Origin of the sequence: Citrobacter youngae (assembly GCF_003818115.1) — a bacterium.
In the GTDB taxonomy this organism is placed as follows: domain Bacteria; phylum Pseudomonadota; class Gammaproteobacteria; order Enterobacterales; family Enterobacteriaceae; genus Citrobacter; species Citrobacter youngae.
In genome coordinates, this window is record NZ_RPOI01000023.1 from 91,196 (window position 1) to 107,983 (window position 16,788).

The window sequence follows — 16,788 nt, forward strand, 5'->3', positions numbered from 1 at the left end:
AGCAGCATCTATTTATCCTCGAAAACGCCTCGCAAAGGGGTCATTTCCCTGATGTCGTCTGTAGCACTGGCGAGTAATGTCCCGTCATCTTGTTCTTCTGGTGACGGATCGCCATGCAAAAACCAACAACCTCTACGCCGCATGATGCGGTATTTAAAAAGTTCCTGGGCCATCCAGATACGGCACGGGATTTTCTTGATACCTATCTTCCGGCGTCATTACATGAGCTTTGCGATCTGGACACACTGAAGCTGGAACCCGGGAGTTTTATTGAGGAAGACCTGCGTGCCAGTTATTCCGATATTCTGTGGTCGCTAAAAACGAGAACCGGTAAAGGCTATATCTATGCGTTGATTGAGCACCAAAGCTCGCCAGATGCTCATATGGCATTCCGGATGATGCGTTATGCCATTGCTGCGATGCAGAAGCATCTTGATGCAGGACACAAAACGCTGCCGCTGGTGGTGCCGATACTTTTTTATCATGGCGTTGACAGCCCGTATCCATACTCGCTGTGTTGGCTGGATGAATTTGACGATCCACAAACTGCGCGGCAGCTTTATGGTTCTGCCTTCCCGCTGGTAGACATCACGGCGGTGTCTGATGATGAGATTATGCAGCATCGGCGGATGGCGCTACTTGAGCTTGTCCAGAAGCATATACGTGAACGTGACCTGATGGTGCTGGTGGATAACCTGGTTGCTCTGCTGGTTAAGGGATACGCTAATGACAGCCAGGTAGAAACGCTATTTAATTATCTGATGCAGTCTGGCAGCGCACCGCGTTTCGAGGCGTTTATTCGCGAGGTGGCTTTACGCGTTCCCCAACACAAGGAGAGATTAATGACGATTGCAGAATGTTTACGTGAATCAGGGCGAAGAACGGGTCATTACAGTGGCTTACAAGAGGGATTACAAAAGGGCAAGATTGAAGGCAAACAAGACGAAGCGTTGCGGATAGCCCATGCCATGCTGGAGAAGGGGATCGATCGTGAACTGGTGCTAATTATCACCGGGCTTTCAAGTGATGAACTAACGGCATCTTCCGACTAATGTATCTTTTTCCCGTTATGCTTTTTTCTTCTTGCTGATGCTTTTTCGTTTTTTAAACCGCAGCGGCCTTGCCGCTATAGTCATTTCATTACTCATCAGGCGGTTATTACAAAAGGATAAAACGTGAAACTGAAGATACCTCATTTCGGGGCCGGGGCGGCAGTATTGCTGGCGGGATTATTGCTGGCAGGATGCGATCAGCAGAGCAGCGATGCAAAGCATATCAAAGTCGGCGTGATTAACGGCGCAGAGCAGGATGTGGCGGAAGTCGCGAAGAAAGTGGCTAAAGAAAAATATGGGCTGGATGTCGAACTGGTAGGGTTTAGCGGTTCCCTGTTGCCTAACGATGCCACCAATCACGGTGAACTGGATGCCAACGTCTTCCAGCATCGCCCATTTCTTGAACAAGATAATAAAGCGCACGGCTATAAGCTGGTAGCCGTGGGTAATACCTTTGTGTTCCCGATGGCCGGTTATTCGAAGAAAATCAAAACCGTTGCGGAGCTTAAAGACGGTGCGACGATTGCGATACCTAACGATCCAACCAACCTCGGGCGGGCGCTACTGCTGCTGCAAAAAGAAAAGTTAATCACGCTGAAAGCAAATACAGGCCTGCTGCCCACGGCGCTGGATATTACTGATAATCCGCGACACCTGAATATTATGGAACTGGAAGGCGCGCAGCTGCCGCGCGTGCTGGACGATCAGAAAGTGGATGTGGCGATTATCAGTACCACCTACATCCAGCAAACCGGGCTTTCTCCGGTACATGACAGCGTATTTATTGAAGACAAAAACTCACCCTACGTGAACATCCTGGTGGCGCGAGAAGACAACAAAGATGCCGGGAATGTGAAAGAATTCCTGCAATCTTATCAGTCACCGGAAGTGGCAAAGGCGGCAGAAACTATCTTTAACGGCGGCGCGGTTCCTGGTTGGTAATCGTGACCCGTTGCCGCGCCGGTTGGGGTTAAACCGCTCTGGCGCGGCGACGTGAGTCCATTGAGATCAGTATTACCGATGAGAGGATCAAAAGCGTGCCCAGCCAGTCTGGCAGGGTAAAGGTAATACCTAACAACAGTAGGGACAGCAACGCGCTGCTCAACGGTTCTGCGCAGCTCAAAATGCTTGCTTTCGGTCCGCCAATCATCTGCGCGCCTTTCAGGTACAGGCTAAACGTCAGTGACGTGCCGATGACCACCAGATAGAAAAACGCCAGAATCAAACTGCCATTCACCACGAAATTAGTGCCCTGTCCGGCATAAAACGGCAGCAGGATCATGCCGCCGATTAACATACTCCAGCCGACGACCGGCAGCGTGCCGTAGCGCGCGATAAGCGTTGAGGGGTAGGTGGTGTAGAACGCGGCGGCAAACGCCGAGGCAATTCCCCAGAACAGCGCGGCAGGTGAAATAGACAGCGACGTCGGGTTACCGTGAGTGACCAGTAAGAAGGTGCCGATAAGCGAGGTGAAGATCGCCGTCAGCACTAAAATCCCCGGTCGCGCTTTGCGCACTACGGAAAACCACGCCACGATAATGGTCGGTGACAAAAATTGCAGTACCGTCGCGGTGGCGGCGTTGGATTTTTCAATGGTCAGCAGGAAGGTGAGCTGTACGGTGAGCGCTCCAACTACGGAAAAAATCAGCAGGCTGATGGCATCTTTGCGATTTTTGATAATGGAGAACACTTTGTCGCCGTGAACGAAAGAGAGCATCAGCAGAATCAGCCCGGCGAAAATCAGGCGCGTCATGGTCAGAAACTGCGACGACATCTGACTTTGCTCCATGATGTACTGCGCGCAAACGCCCGAACTTCCCCACAATACGGCAGCAATCAGGACGTTCATCATCCCTCTTCTGGTGGAACTCATCTTTCCCTCGGCATGTTGTTTTGTTTTATTTGTGTGCAGGCATCATAGCAGAGATAGCGAAGCGAGTGAGACATGACTGGTGCAGCCCCCCACGTGGCAGGGGGCTTCGGCAGTTATTTTATGGCGCAATCGGCGTCAGATAATCCAGCCGTAGCGGTTCGGCTAGCAGATCGTTCATTTGTAGAATGAACGCCTGGAAATGTGGCAGAGCGATATGCTCGTCCAGACCGGCCTGACTGTGCCAGGATTCGCGCACGTAAAACACATCCGGCGTGTCGCGTAACTGGTACAGCTCATACTCAATATTGCCCGGCTCCCGGCGAGTGGGTAACAGCAGAGCCTGCAGCGCCTGTTTCAGTGCGTCGATCTTCCCGGGTTGGGCTTTCAATACCGCAATAATTGAAATCACTTCTGAATCAGACATGTTAAAACCCCTCCAGCACAATCTTGCCGACCGAACGACCGGTTTCAATTTGCGCGTGGGCTTTTTGCAGATTCGCCGCAGTGATAGCGCCAAAATGCTCGCCCAGCGTGGTGCGGAGGGTATTGTCGTCGATCAATTGCGCCACGCGGGTCAATAGCTGGTGCTGCGCGATGATATCGTGGGTGGTAAACATCGAACGGGTAAACATAAATTCCCAGTGCAGCGAAATGCTTTTGGCCTTCAGCGGACGGGCATCGAGGAATTCAGGATCGTCAATCAGCGCCAGTTTACCCTGTGGTGCCAGTGCGGCAATAATTTGTTGATAATGCTGCTCAGTGTTGTTCAGGCTGGCAACGTGCGTCACCGCCTTAACCCCTATCCGTGCCAGCTCTTCCGTCAGCGGCTTGCTGTGGTCAATGACATGATGAGCGCCTGCTTCACGTACCCATTTCTGGCTTTGCGGACGTGATGCGGTGCCGATGACGGTCATTTTAGTCAGCTTACTGGCCAGTTGCGTCAGGATAGAACCGACGCCGCCAGCCGCGCCAACAATCAATAACACATCATCTTCATTGCTATTTTCCTCAACGCCCAGACGGTCGAACAGCATTTCCCAGGCGGTGATGGCGGTCAGCGGCAGCGCTGCAGCAGAAGCATTATCTAGTGTTTTTGGCTTCAGCGCGGTAATACGTTCATCAACCAGCTGAAATTCACTGTTACTGCCAGCGCGGCCCAGCGCTCCGGCGTACCAGACTTCATCGCCAGGTGTGAACAGGGTGACGGCTTCACCCACGGATTTCACCACGCCCACGGCATCCCAGCCCAGAACGCGCGGCACATCGGCGTTAAAACCTTCGCGGACCTTGGTATCAACGGGATTGACGGAAATGGCTTTCACTTCAACCAGCAGATCGTGCCCGGTAGCGACTGGCATGGGTAGGTCAATCTCTTGTAAAAATTCAATGTTATTGCCGTCGGTCGCGGCGCGGGTAATAGCGATGGCTTTCATGGTCTCTCCGGTCACAGGAATCAGTTGAATAATTCGATGGTAAACCGGTAGCAGAACGGGAAAAATAGCCCTACGGCGACAGGACTTATACTCGGGGAGTGAAAATGTTCCGGCTTGAAGATCTCACGTTGTTTGTCCGCGCCGCGGCGCTGAATAGTTTTAGCGATGCCGCGCGCGAAGTCGGCGTTCAGCCTGCTCAGGTCAGTTCAGCTATCAAGCGCCTGGAGTCTACGTTGGCTATCCGCTTGTTCGCCCGCTCCACGCGCAGCCTGCGCCTGACGCCGGAGGGCGAGGTCTGGCTACCCTATGCCCGCCAGATGCTGGACGTGATGCATGCCGGGCTGCAAAAAATACAGACCCCGGAAGATGAAGTGTCTGGCACGCTGCAAATTGCCGTGCCTTCCGATCTTGGTCGCAACCTGCTGCTGCCGGTCTTTCAGTCGTTTCGACGCCGCTATCCCGCGCTGCGCCTGCGGATTTTTTTCTCTGATCAGGTGACGGATGTCTTTAAAGACCCCGTCGATGTTGCGTTTCGCTATGGCAATACCGAAGACGCGTCATACATTGCGCTGCCCGTTGCACCGAGTAACCGACGTGTGCTGGTGGCATCACCGGAATGGGTTGCGCAAAACGGCGCGCCGCAAACCCCGGATGATTTAACACAGCTCAACGCCATGACCTTCGTATTACGCGGCCGTCTGCACGATCGCTGGACGTTTACGCGCAACGGCGAGGCCAGTAGTGTGCAGGTTAACGGCACCATTATGAGCGACGATGCGGAAGTGATCCGACGGCTGGCGATTGCCGGGGAAGGTGTGGCGTACAAGTCGTGGCTGGATGTCAGCGAAGATGTGCGTGACGGTCGATTACAACTGCTGATGCCGGATTATCAGGGAGAGACCGTTCCGCTGAATATGATCTGCCCGCATCGGCAGCAGCTTTCAACGGCAGTCCGTCTGCTGCACGACGCAGTGAAGGCGCGGTGTGAAATGCTGGCGCAAAGCTAATAAGCGCTTTACGCCAGAATACTATCGCGTCGTTACTCAGTCTTTTTTCGCTGCGTTGGCAAAGAAGATATCAGACTGAATGTCTTTGGTGCGGATGGTAAATAGCTGATTAGTCAGATCTTCCGTCAGCTTCTCGGCGTCGGCCATGATGCGCAGGTTGAAGTCATTCAGCATCTTATCGGCGGCTGGTTTATCGGTTTTCGCCATCTTCAGATACTCTGCTTCGACCTCTTTTTGCTCCTTCGCCACTTTGTCTTCCCATGCTTTGTAGGCTTTTTTGACGATTGGCGCGAGCTTCGGATAATCGGTCATCGTCAGCGTTTGTAATTTACGATATTTCCAGTAGATAGACTGATCGTCCGCTTTATCGGTGCCCATCGTATAGTTAGCCGGATACGCCTTCAGGCCGCTGTAGTACGGAACAAAGGCGGTGAGATCGGCCATGCCCAGACCAATGTAGGTCGTTTCACCGATCTCTTTTGGCAACCACGGACGGACCTGCATAACATGCGCTTCATAGGTGCGGAAGACGCTGACCGGACGCCATGGCTCTTTGCCGTTCAGACCGTTGGTGTAGGGGTCATGGCTGGTGCCTTCGTAATGGTTACGCAGTACGGCTTTCACATCGTCCAGCGTCATTTTCTTCTCTGGCGTCATGAAGACCGGGAATTCACGCCCTTTGGCCATATCCTGGTTTACGGAAGGATTGAACTCTTTCTGGATGGTCCAAACGCGAGGGTCGTTATACGTGCGGTCACGCTCGTCATCACGGGTATAGGCTTTGGAGAAGTTGAATTTGCCATCTTTCGCCGGTTCGTACAGACCCTTTTCGGTCGCAAATTGAATCAGGTTTTTTGACGCCATCATGTCCGGGTTTTTCGGATCGTAATCCTGTAAGCGGCCCTGGTTACCGGTGGCAAAATACTGGTTATTTGGCAGACGCTGCGCCATCCACTGATGGCCGCTGCCGGTTTCCAGATACCAGATCTCGTTATCGTCGACGACGGCAACGCCAAAGCCTTCGCCTGCGCCGACGGTCTCAACGATATGGCCCAGTAGCGCCACGGCTTCACGCGCGGTTTTACTCTGCGACAGCAGAATATCCGGGATATCGTCTTCGGTGATCCCTTTATCCTCAACGTACGGGTCGGCGGCCAGCGCTTTTGGTGAGGCAAAAATAGATTCTGTGCCGCTCACTCCAACGCCCAGCTCGTTAAATCCGGTCGCGCCGTGCAGTTGGGTTTTCCAGTTTGGAACCGTGGTATAACGCAGCGAGTTTTTGGGGAGCGGCCAGGTAAAGTCATTCGCGCCGTTATGTGCTTTGGTGCTGTATACCCCGGTCTGATTCTGTTTTGCCGGGTGAATGACAAAATGTTGCGCTTTCAGGGCATCGCTGTCAGCGCTACGCGCTACCAGCATGGAGCCGTCCGCTGATGCTTCGTTACCGACCAGCAGGGTCGTACAAGCAAAACCTGATGAAACAACGGCCAAATTTATAGAAAGTGCAATCAGGCACTTTTTAAAAGTAAACATTACGTATCCCTCATATGTACGCCAAAAATACACCGGAAACACACCGTTTCCTGAAATGCGATAACGCCTGAACCTTCAGACATTGCTCGCGAGAGAGATAAACGCCCCTGCCCACGTCTTCTCCAAATATCCATCCATAGGTTGAAGTCTTCTGGGCAAAATAAAACGCCCATTTCGCTTAATTGTTACGCAATGGATATTGTGGTATTCAGGATGTTTCCTGATTCGGGGAAAAGAATAGCAATGGGATATGAATGGATTCAGTGACCCATGTCGCGTAAGTCGATGATGACAAATATGAATTCCTGCGTGGGGGCACTCTTTTTGTATCCGGATATGACGTTACCTTTTACGGCAGTACAGCGAAGGAACAGTGGAACTCGCCACTATCCACGCCCCTTTATACTCCTCCATGACCAGACTCAGGCGCTGCCCGGTTTCGCGATAAAAACTGGGCAACGTCCCGTTGATATCGTCTTTATCGGCGGAGTCTGAGAAGGTTTTTACCAGTTGCGTCGACTGCAGCACGCGCGCGTCGTGGTGCTGGGTATAGGTAAAATAGATGTTTCTACTGATACCTGTGACGTGACGTCCGTACAGTTTGCCGGTTAAGGTTGCCAGCCCCTGATGGTCGTACAGCCGATACGACACCGTGCCGGTAAAGCGGTTGCTGCCAATATTCCACTCCACGTTACCGACGCAGTTCAACGGTCTGTCGGCGTAGCGTGAATACCATAGCCAGGCGCCTGAACCCAGCATCAATACCACGCCAATCGCCAGCAGGATAAGATTGTGTATTTTGTTCATTTCCCGCGCATCCAGTAGTAATGAGTAGAACAAAACGCGTGAACATCTATCCGCGCATCCTTATCGCATACAAAGGCCACCATCCTCTGTGCCTTACGGTAACCTGAAAGAAACACATGTTTGTTATATTCACAAAGATCGGGATGCGATTGCATCAGGCTGAAATAGCTTTCCAGATTGTGTTCATTCGGTGAGTAATAAATTTTACAGTTTTCCTGTGAGGGAATTTGCATAGAAACCGACACGAATTTACTAAACGGCATGACAGGGCGAGTCTGATACCAAACCAGCCAGATAATCAGAGTAGTAATAATCACTCCGGTGGTTAAGAAAATGTTCCACCAGGGAATCGACGTTGCTACTTGTGGTGGAGAGGGCATTACCTCGGGATCGTTGTTTTCCTTAATAAATGGTGCTAAAGGGGGCTCAGTTTGGGAATGTGTGATCGTCTCCACATGCGTACTCTCATTTAATCTGAGTCCTCGCCGGGAAATAGTTTTGACTGTATCACGGGGCAACCCGACATCCGCCAGTGCATTGCGCAACGTCAAAATTGCCTGGTAAAAAGTATTGGTCGTGGTCACATTGTTTCTTTCTCCCCAACCGACTTTGAGCAGCGTGTTCTGAGAAACAATGTCACTTGCGTGAGTAATTAAATAGAGAAAACAGAGCGAGGCTGGGATCTGCAGTTGAATTGCTCGCCCTGTCTGTCGATTGACCAGGCTTTTGTTATCAGGATTAAATTCGACCAACTGGTTGATAAGGTACAATGCCCGGCCCTCAGTAACGAAACGTCTCATATGTTGCATCAACATACCCATTTAATATTACATCGAAATGGATAAGACGCCTCTACCTTTGTACTTGATCAAAGATAAGAGTTTTACTCTTAAAAATTAAATCCTTTTAATACAATGACTTATAGTGCCTATATCTTAGGTGATAATTAACTAAGGTTAAATAATGAGAATTAATTACAGGTTTATCTGATTAGCTATTATATTTATCCCACAACATCACAAAGGTTTCTGGTTTTTAGGAATTTTGTGATTTACTAAAATCATTTCGCAAGGTTTTGTTTTAGCAAATAGTGCTGTATTTACGTTTACCGTGATGTCTGGATTTGTGTATAAAACTCCTAATATATGGGATTTTAATCTGAGATAAAGCTCCGTAATATTTATCAACATAACGATATTTACAGTTGGAGATTATTTTTCTATAGGATTTTATAACATTTTTACCACTCGACTGTTATTAGCGAAAACGGATTTCACCACCTGTCGGATTGACACATTTATTTACCGATGAAATATTTATGGAAAATAACAGGGGCATAGTAGATGAAGAGAAAGCCGCTACAGAGTGTTCGTTGCATAAGCTGTGAATTATCCTGTGAATTATTTCCGGATGCTGCCGTACGCGCACAATACTGCCACCGTGCCGCTTTTGCTGTCTGGCCAGAGGGTAATGATTATTTGAAAAAAGGCATTATTGAAAAGCTTTTACTTAATAATCACAATCATTTATCCCATGGATTTATTTTTATCGATTTTTCATTCCCGAATTTGCGTCTGTTCACCGATCCGCAATGGGTGGATCGCCTGACGCAGAGTGGTATGCATATTGTATTGATAGCGGATCGGATCCTGACGCCGTTAGCCAATTACTGGTTATCGAAAAGCAATAAAATTCAAGGGATTATTTATTCCAGTGATAGTGATGAAGTTCAGCATCAGAAAATACGTCGCTTATTCCGGGGGCATCTCGCCAACAGCAAACGTGGGCGTTCATTGAATTATACGGAAATGATATTACTCAAGCGATTTATTTCAGGGATAAGTATTCAGCAAATTACCCGAATAGATAATATTGATGTTAAGAGAATATATGTCTACAAACTTCGACTTGAAGATAAGTTAGGCCTAAGTATTCATAAAATACTCTCTAACATTTTATAGCTGATTCTCATTTTTATTATTTCCACATCATCGCGATGTGGTGGACGCCCTACGCCCGAAAGCAGGAGGCTATTATGAAAAAACCTAAGCATTACTCACGCATTGCTATAGCGGTATCAACCGCGCTAACGTCAATGGTATTTTCAACCCACGCGGCCTGGATTGATATTGACAGTTTGCCTTCCAGTGGACTGGTGAACAGTCTTTCGCCAGAGTTGCAGGCTTTATTTCCTGCACAGGCGAATGCCAGTTTCGCTAAAACCAGCGCTACGCCGAATTATGTTTATCAGTGGAGTGCCGGCACCATTCCTGTTTTTGGCCATGGATTAACGCTGAATGGGCCAGGAGCAGAAGCCTTCGAACACACCATTACCGTTATTCAGAACAGCGCGACGGGTAGCCCGGGCGTTATTTTCGGTGATGACCTGACGATCCGCACACAGTCGAAGAATGCCGCTAATAATGGTAAGGATGTTGATGGTATCCGCACACACGGGGTCAATTCACCGGATAACCCGGTCTTTATCATCACCGGAGATCGCACCAGCATTTATGTGGACGGTCAGGATGGCGACGGTATAAACGCCGGTTACAGCGCCTATAATCAGGGGCAGGGTTGGAAAGGTTCGGCCAACATTTACGTTGGCGACGATCTGTATATTCAAACCACCGGTTATCAGGGGCGCGGTATCACTGCAAACGCGATGAGAGACGAAACGCAGGCCAAAAATACGATTGTCGTCGGCGACCGGGCACACATTGTGACGATAGGTGACAGTTCAGAAGGTCTTCGTACCGGGCAGAGCGGCTCCTCGATCCGCCTTGGTGATGACGCCACTATCGAGACGTCGGGTGCTTCCTCAACAGGGATCTATGCCGCCTCATCTTCCAAAACGGAACTGGGCAACAATGCCACGATTACGGTCAACGGCGTCAGCGCACATGCGGTTTATTCCACCAATGCGACGGTGAATCTCGGCGAAAACGCGACGATCAACGTAAACAATTCGGCCAAAGCGGCGTCATACAGCAAAGCGCCACGCGGCCTGTATGCGGCTTCACGCGGTGCGATAAACCTGGCGGGCGGCGCTGCCATTACCATGGCAGGCAATCACAGCAATGAAAGCTACGCCATCAGCACAGAAACGGGCGGTATCGTCGATGGCTCCGCTGGCGGGCGTTTTCTCATCGACGGCGATCTTCACGCCGCCGGCGCGACTGCCGCGAACAGCAGCCTGCCGCAGCAAAACAGTGCGATTAAACTCAACATGACCGACAACTCGTTGTGGAGTGGGGCGTCATACATCACCAGCGTCACGGCCGGAACGGGCGTTATCTCGCTGCAAATGAGCGATGCGACCTGGAATATGACCAACAGCTCAACGCTCACTGATCTGACGCTGAACAGCGGGTCCGTCGTGAACTTTGGCCATGCTGACGACGAACCGTGGCAGACGCTTACCATTAATGAAGATTTCACCGGCAACGGCGGCAAACTGGTTTTCAATACCGTCCTGAATGACGATGCCTCCGAAACCGACAAGCTGAAAGTGCTCGGCAATACCGCCGGTAACGCGTTTGTGGCGGTGAATAATATTGGCGGAACCGGGGCACAAACTGTTGAAGGTATTGAGATTATCGAAGTGGCCGGTAATTCTGACGGTACGTTTGAGAAAGCGGGTCGTATTGTTGCCGGTGCGTACGACTATAACGTAGTGCAGAAAGGTAGTAACTGGTATCTGACCAGCTTTATTCCTGCTCCGCCGGATCCGGAAGACCCGGACCCGGTAGATCCCATCGACCCAGACCCTGTTGACCCGGATCCGGTTGACCCTATTGACCCAGACCCGGTCGATCCGATAATCCCTGAGCCGGAAATACCTGTCGCACCTCCGGTCACCGAGCAGCAATACCGCCCGGAAGCAGGCAGTTATCTGGCGAACAACTACGCCGCTAATACGCTGTTTATGACCCGACTGCACGATCGTCTGGGTGAAACGCAGTACGTCGATATGCTGACAGGCGAGAAGAAAGTTACCAGCATGTGGATGCGTAACGTCGGGGCGCATACCCGCTTTAAAGACGGTAGTGGGCAGTTGAAAACCCAAAGCAACAGCTATGTGATGCAGTTAGGCGGCGATCTGGCGCAGTGGAGTAGCGACGGTCTCGACCGTTGGCACATCGGCGCAATGGCAGGTTACGCCAATAGCCAGAACCGCACGCAGTCCAGCCTGACCGGCTACCATTCACGTGGTCAGGTTACCGGTTACAGCGTGGGGCTGTACGGCACCTGGTATGCCAATGACGCCGACAAGACCGGCACCTACGTAGACACCTGGATGCTGTACAACTGGTTTGATAACAAAGTGATGGGCCAGGAGCAGGCGACAGAGAAATACAAATCCAGCGGGATAACAGCCTCTGTTGAAGCGGGTTACAGCTTCAAACTGGGTGAAAACGAGCGCAACAGCTACTGGCTGCAACCGAAAGCGCAGGTGGTATGGATGGACGTGCAGGCCGACAGCCACCGCGAAGCGAACGGTACCCGCGTGAAAGACAACACCGATGGTAACCTGATGACCCGTCTGGGTGTGAAAGCCTTTATCAACGGTCACAACGCCATCGACGACGGTAAATCTCGTGAGTTCCAGCCGTTTGTTGAAGCCAACTGGATCCACAACACCCAGACCGCCAGCGTGAAGATGGACGATGTGAGCAATGACATGCGTGGCACGAAGAACATTGGCGAGCTGAAAGTCGGCGTTGAAGGTCAAATCACCCCGCGCCTCAACGTGTGGAGCAACGTGGCTCAACAGATCGGCGACAAAGGCTACAGCGATACCCGCGGTATGCTGGGCGTGAAATATAACTTCTGACGGGATTGTAAGTAACAGAAAAGCCGCTGATTAATAGGTCAGCGGCTTTATTTTTTGGGGAAGCGGTAGGTCGGATAAGCGTTAGCGCCATCCAGTAAATAAGCTGCGTACAGCGCTAGCTATTACTATTTTTGTTACAAGCAAGTTCTTTGCCCAAAGCAATCATGGCCAATTCAGAAGGACTGTATTTTGTTCGTTCTTTAGGATGGGTCTGGAGGTAATTACCAACAATATCAGCTTCCTGTCCAATGGTTATGCTTTCATTACAGATGATATTTTCTTTTGATAGTGTCCCCGCTACACCGGCAACAAAAGACATATACATCACTGCTGTCTGTTCATCCCGAACATTCAAATAATCAAAACCTTTCTCATACAACTGATAACCGTGATAAAGCGAGTTGCCGTCGATATTCAATGTCGATTTTGCCAGTACAGGCGTTGAAAAACAGAGCAATAACAAGACAGGAATGGCAATTTTACTGATCATACGAGCACCAGCCGCCCTTATGGTGTGAGCCAGTACCGCCGTGCGGGTGTTCTCCTTTCGGGCATGCGAAAACAGTAGATGATGCGGTGATAGTGACGAGAGCGATAACCATTGCCATGAATACGTTTTTCATATGTAACCCAATAATCTAATTTATTAGAAACGAGGCTGTCCCTTCCTGATTAAAGAAAAAGGATGCCTGTGTATTTTTAGCGGGATTATAATATGGTGTTTATTGTGCTGTCATGTTTATCGTTTGGCATAGGCCATCAGGATAGTATTTTTATTATGATTTTTAGTGTAGTGATTGAATCATTTCTAATGCGTTTCTGATTCATGAATAATGAGTTGCTGCTTCAAATATCATAATTATTGATTATTGCCCGTAAGTTTATATTGCTTTTTTCATTTATCAGGCTCCATTAATTCATCAAAGAAATTATCGCCGTTAACAATATTATCAGAATGAATATCACATTGTGCACATTGAATCTTGGCTTTCAGTAACTGAATTTTTATTTCTTCGACTTTTTCATCGTCGTCAATCGAAAAGATGGTGTCTGGTTTTTCGTGGTGATTCATTTGTTTGGGTTCCCGTTACACTTTGGCTTCATTTTCCAGGAGAGTAGGCCGGATAAGCGTAAGCGCCATCCGGCACCAAGTGAACCTGTAAGTACTGCTTGCAGGTTCAGCTGTACTTCACTGGAGAGTCGCCAACGTGCTCTCAATTCTTTTTAACTTCTGATTTGCTTCTTGCAGCTCATCCTGCAACCGTTGTTCCTGCTCGCCGTAGACCATCAGGACGATACAGCCGTTCATCACTTTTACGCTAATCTGTTGCCCGGTATCAAACCCCGCTTCGCGTAGCCACTTGCCGGAAAGAATAATTTTGGGTGTGGATTTGTCGAAAACATTCGGGCGATATCCCACAATTACCGAACGCTCGGTTCCGGATTGGTCGCTGTCTGGGGTAGAATGTGAATCAGCCATAATCAACTCCTTGATAGTTGGTGAGGTTAGCTCTCGTCGGGTACTGCGAATACCGGGCGAGGGCGTTTATAAGTCAGGTCGTCAGGTGTAAAGGTACGTACCTGATTGGTGATATATTGTGCTTGTAGGTACGTACATGTCAACGGCTAAACGCGACCCAAATCAGTCCAAATCCGGAAAGGCTCCAACTTTTCAGATTCGTATCACGCCTGAGTTAAAGGCGCAGTTCGAGGCTGCGGCAAAGGCTGAGGGGATGAGTTTGGGGAACTGGCTCAAAACCTTGGGGAGAAGAGAACTGGCAAAATTGGGTATTGAGCCACAGGATAAGTAGAGAATTGATTAATTTTCCTGTCTATTCGGAATATTTATGATTTCCATTTTTAATGCATCCTGCCCAGAAAAAATTGCAGCTAGGCCCTTCCTAATTTTTAACTGAACGTTTTCTATTGCTCCGTGAGCTACAGGAGAATATATGGCTGTAATTGCACTCGCTCAAAGTCATAGCCAATATCTTTTGCGATTTCTGATAATAGGTCTAAGAAAAGATTGTTACTTGTTTGGTTCCATATGGCACCTAAGGTGTTATCGTTATCAAGGTAAGGTGTATTTAAATGTGCAAAATATAGCTTCCATGAGGATAATATATTACCTTCAGAAGCACTTCTTTTGGCTTTTCCTCTTTTAATTTTCCCGTAAAATGCTAAGTCGATCATGTTTAGTGCACGAACATGTTCACTTGACAGTCTGGCACTCTGAGATCTGGTAGCCATAAGCTGTTTGAATATGTCAACTTTTAATGATTTTTCTGGGAATATCTTTCTATAAATTTTTGTGTCTGAATGGCTAATAATGGGCTAATTACAGTAGCAGCAATAGCCATAATTGTAAGAGCAGTGTTCATATTAGATTCTCGCTATGAAAACATTTGGGCGAGGATCATAAAGGAATTTGTGTGCTGAAAAGATATTGCAAATGACTGGGATAAGGTAAGGATTTTGGCGGAAGATCACAGGAGTCGAACCTGCCCGGGAACGCTGGCGTCCCCAACTGGATTTGAAGTCCAGCCACCTCACCGGAGATGACGATCTTCCGCGCCTCGATTGCTACATGGAGGCGGGGCGCATTATAGCTACTTCCAAACGTTTCCACACCCCCTCACTCACTTTTTTAACTTCCGTTTATCTATACCATGACCAGTTTCATATAAATCCTCAATAAATCCGTTAGTTACATTTCATCACATTTTTTCGACGCTACCCCGATCACAGAAAACAAGAATCGTAATTTGATAACGAGATATCGGAATACCCGCGCTCACAGGGATGGTTTACAAGAACTGTAACCGGTATCAGTGCGTGTGAAAGTGCTAACAAGGATGCGTAATGAAAAGTGAGATTCTGTCTGTTAAAGAGAAGATTGGCTACGGAATGGGCGATGCTGCCAGCCACATTATCTTCGATAACGTTATGTTATATATGATGTTCTTTTATACCGATATTTTTGGTATTCCGGCCGGATTTGTCGGCACCATGTTCTTACTGGCGCGTGCGCTGGATGCCATCTCAGACCCTTGTATGGGGCTGCTGGCCGACCGCACCCGCTCGCGCTGGGGGAAATTCCGCCCGTGGGTGCTGTTTGGCGCGCTCCCGTTTGGTCTGGTGTGTGTGCTCGCCTACAGCACGCCGGATCTCAGCCTGCATGGCAAAATGATTTATGCCGCAATCACCTACACGCTGCTGACCCTGCTTTATACCGTGGTGAATATTCCCTACTGTGCGCTGGGCGGTGTTATCACCAATGACCCCACGCAGCGTATCTCCCTGCAATCATGGCGCTTTGTGCTGGCGACGGCGGGCGGCATGCTCTCCACCGTGCTGATGATGCCGCTGGTGGATCTGATTGGCGGCGAGGATAAAGCGTTCGGCTTTCAGGGCGGGATTGCCGTGCTCTCGGTTGTGGCCTTCCTGATGCTGGCGTTTTGCTTTTTCACCACCAAAGAACGCGTGGAAGCGCCGCCGAGTACCACCTCGATGCGTGAAGACCTGCGCGACATCTGGCAGAACGATCAATGGCGCATCGTCGGCATGCTGACCATCCTCAACATCCTGGCCGTCTGCGTTCGCGGCGGGGCGATGATGTATTACGTCACCTGGATTTTGGGTACCCCGGAAGTGTTTGTCGCTTTCCTTACCACCTATTGCGTCGGCAATCTTATCGGCTCTGCGCTGGCAAAACCGCTGACCGACTGGAAATGCAAAGTCAGCGTCTTCTGGTGGACCAACGCCGCGCTGGCGGTCGTCAGTCTGGCGATGTTCTTCGTACCGATGCACGCCAACATCACCATGTTCGTCTTCATCTTCGTGATTGGTGTACTGCATCAGCTCGTGACGCCAATTCAGTGGGTCATGATGTCCGACACAGTGGATTACGGCGAGTGGTGCAACGGAAAGCGTCTGACGGGGATCAGCTTTGCGGGCACGCTGTTCGTACTCAAGCTGGGTCTGGCGCTTGGCGGGGCGATGATCGGCTGGATGCTGGCGGGCGGGGGCTACGACGCCGCAGCGAAAACCCAGAACAGCGCCACCATTAGCATCATCATCGGGCTGTTCACCATTGTTCCGGCTATTTGCTACCTGCTGAGTGCCGTGATTGCCAAACGCTTCTATACCCTTAAAACCCCGTATCTGACTGAAATCATGAGCCAACTGGCTCAGGGGGCGCGCCGCAATCAGCAGGATTTCACGACGAAAGAATTACAGAACTAAG

At 49.8% G+C, this 16,788-nt stretch carries 16 protein-coding genes, 1 tRNA gene and 1 pseudogene; 7 read left to right on the forward strand and 11 right to left on the reverse strand.

Annotated features, from left to right (window positions below):
* The first annotated feature begins 113 nt into the window (after positions 1-113).
* Both EHN13_RS18965 and nlpA read left to right on the forward strand, forming a co-directional pair.
* Positions 114-1,052, forward strand: a complete 939-nt coding sequence (locus EHN13_RS18965; RefSeq protein ID WP_124021896.1) for an Rpn family recombination-promoting nuclease/putative transposase — start codon at positions 114-116, stop codon at positions 1,050-1,052.
* Positions 1,053-1,175: 123 nt separating this feature from the next.
* Positions 1,176-1,994: a lipoprotein NlpA gene (gene nlpA / locus EHN13_RS18970; RefSeq protein ID WP_061066874.1), complete on the forward strand. Its 819-nt coding sequence runs from the start codon at positions 1,176-1,178 to the stop codon at positions 1,992-1,994.
* A gap of 28 nt (positions 1,995-2,022) precedes the next feature.
* Here the strand turns inward: nlpA and EHN13_RS18975 are convergent, their stop codons facing one another.
* The 3 genes from EHN13_RS18975 to EHN13_RS18985 all read right to left on the reverse strand — a co-directional run bounded on the left by EHN13_RS18975 (position 2,023) and on the right by EHN13_RS18985 (position 4,358).
* Positions 2,023-2,925 carry a carboxylate/amino acid/amine transporter gene (locus EHN13_RS18975; RefSeq protein ID WP_003827166.1) on the reverse strand — a complete coding sequence of 301 codons (903 nt, stop codon included), beginning with the start codon at positions 2,923-2,925 and terminating at the stop codon, positions 2,023-2,025.
* A 118-nt stretch (positions 2,926-3,043) separates the two neighbouring features.
* Complete coding sequence (locus tag EHN13_RS18980) at positions 3,044-3,349, reverse strand: putative quinol monooxygenase (protein WP_124021897.1); 306 nt, start codon at positions 3,347-3,349, stop codon at positions 3,044-3,046.
* 1 nt (position 3,350) lies between these two features.
* Positions 3,351-4,358, reverse strand: a complete 1,008-nt coding sequence (locus EHN13_RS18985; protein ID WP_124021898.1) for a zinc-binding alcohol dehydrogenase family protein — start codon at positions 4,356-4,358, stop codon at positions 3,351-3,353.
* A 104-nt stretch (positions 4,359-4,462) separates the two neighbouring features.
* On the opposite strand from EHN13_RS18985, the gene EHN13_RS18990 reads away from it, so the two are divergent.
* Positions 4,463-5,365, forward strand: a complete 903-nt coding sequence (locus tag EHN13_RS18990) for a LysR family transcriptional regulator (RefSeq protein ID WP_124021899.1) — start codon at positions 4,463-4,465, stop codon at positions 5,363-5,365.
* 36 nt (positions 5,366-5,401) lie between these two features.
* On the opposite strand, the gene EHN13_RS18995 is transcribed toward EHN13_RS18990, so the two are convergent.
* The 3 genes from EHN13_RS18995 to EHN13_RS19005 form a co-directional block, all read right to left on the reverse strand.
* Entirely contained in the window at positions 5,402-6,898 is a 1,497-nt protein-coding gene (locus EHN13_RS18995) for a C69 family dipeptidase (RefSeq protein ID WP_005121531.1), read from the reverse strand.
* A 342-nt stretch (positions 6,899-7,240) separates the two neighbouring features.
* Positions 7,241-7,705, reverse strand: a complete 465-nt coding sequence (locus EHN13_RS19000) for a hypothetical protein (protein ID WP_061066869.1) — start codon at positions 7,703-7,705, stop codon at positions 7,241-7,243.
* Positions 7,702-8,475 (reverse strand): winged helix-turn-helix domain-containing protein, encoded by a 774-nt coding sequence (locus EHN13_RS19005; protein ID WP_061068783.1) that lies wholly within the window; start codon positions 8,473-8,475, stop codon positions 7,702-7,704. Before EHN13_RS19005 ends, EHN13_RS19000 begins: the two co-directional genes overlap by 4 nt.
* A 573-nt stretch (positions 8,476-9,048) precedes the next feature.
* Between EHN13_RS19005 and EHN13_RS19010 the strand changes: the two genes are divergently transcribed.
* The gene (locus tag EHN13_RS19010) at positions 9,049-9,666 is read left to right on the forward strand and encodes a transcriptional regulator (RefSeq protein WP_048213740.1); all 618 of its coding nucleotides are present in this window, start codon (positions 9,049-9,051) and stop codon (positions 9,664-9,666) included.
* A 74-nt stretch (positions 9,667-9,740) separates the two neighbouring features.
* Entirely contained in the window at positions 9,741-12,542 is a 2,802-nt protein-coding gene (gene misL / locus EHN13_RS19015; RefSeq protein WP_124021900.1) for an intestinal colonization autotransporter adhesin MisL, read from the forward strand.
* 115 nt (positions 12,543-12,657) lie between these two features.
* Here the strand turns inward: misL and EHN13_RS19020 are convergent, their stop codons facing one another.
* The 3 genes from EHN13_RS19020 to EHN13_RS19030 form a co-directional block, all read right to left on the reverse strand.
* Positions 12,658-13,032 carry a Rap1a/Tai family immunity protein gene (locus EHN13_RS19020; RefSeq protein WP_016151201.1) on the reverse strand — a complete coding sequence of 125 codons (375 nt, stop codon included), beginning with the start codon at positions 13,030-13,032 and terminating at the stop codon, positions 12,658-12,660.
* A gap of 405 nt (positions 13,033-13,437) precedes the next feature.
* Entirely contained in the window at positions 13,438-13,614 is a 177-nt protein-coding gene (locus tag EHN13_RS19025; protein WP_044700470.1) for a hypothetical protein, read from the reverse strand.
* Between the two features lie 117 nt (positions 13,615-13,731).
* Positions 13,732-14,022 (reverse strand): SymE family type I addiction module toxin, encoded by a 291-nt coding sequence (locus EHN13_RS19030; RefSeq protein ID WP_048241887.1) that lies wholly within the window; start codon positions 14,020-14,022, stop codon positions 13,732-13,734.
* Between the two features lie 136 nt (positions 14,023-14,158).
* Here EHN13_RS19030 and EHN13_RS19035 point away from each other — a divergent pair, with 136 nt between their 5' ends.
* Complete coding sequence (locus EHN13_RS19035; RefSeq protein WP_124021901.1) at positions 14,159-14,353, forward strand: toxin-antitoxin system HicB family antitoxin; 195 nt, start codon at positions 14,159-14,161, stop codon at positions 14,351-14,353.
* A gap of 8 nt (positions 14,354-14,361) precedes the next feature.
* On the opposite strand, the pseudogene EHN13_RS24500 reads toward EHN13_RS19035, so the two are convergent.
* Together EHN13_RS24500 and EHN13_RS19045 are read right to left on the reverse strand one after the other, a co-directional pair.
* Positions 14,362-14,873 (reverse strand): annotated as a pseudogene (locus tag EHN13_RS24500) (DUF6680 family protein).
* A 145-nt stretch (positions 14,874-15,018) separates the two neighbouring features.
* Positions 15,019-15,113: transfer RNA gene (locus EHN13_RS19045), tRNA-Sec, on the reverse strand.
* 291 nt (positions 15,114-15,404) lie between these two features.
* Here EHN13_RS19045 and EHN13_RS19050 point away from each other — a divergent pair.
* On the forward strand, positions 15,405-16,787 hold the full coding sequence (locus EHN13_RS19050; RefSeq protein ID WP_101742524.1) for a glycoside-pentoside-hexuronide family transporter: 1,383 nt from the start codon (positions 15,405-15,407) through the stop codon (positions 16,785-16,787).
* Position 16,788: the final 1 nt, after the last annotated feature.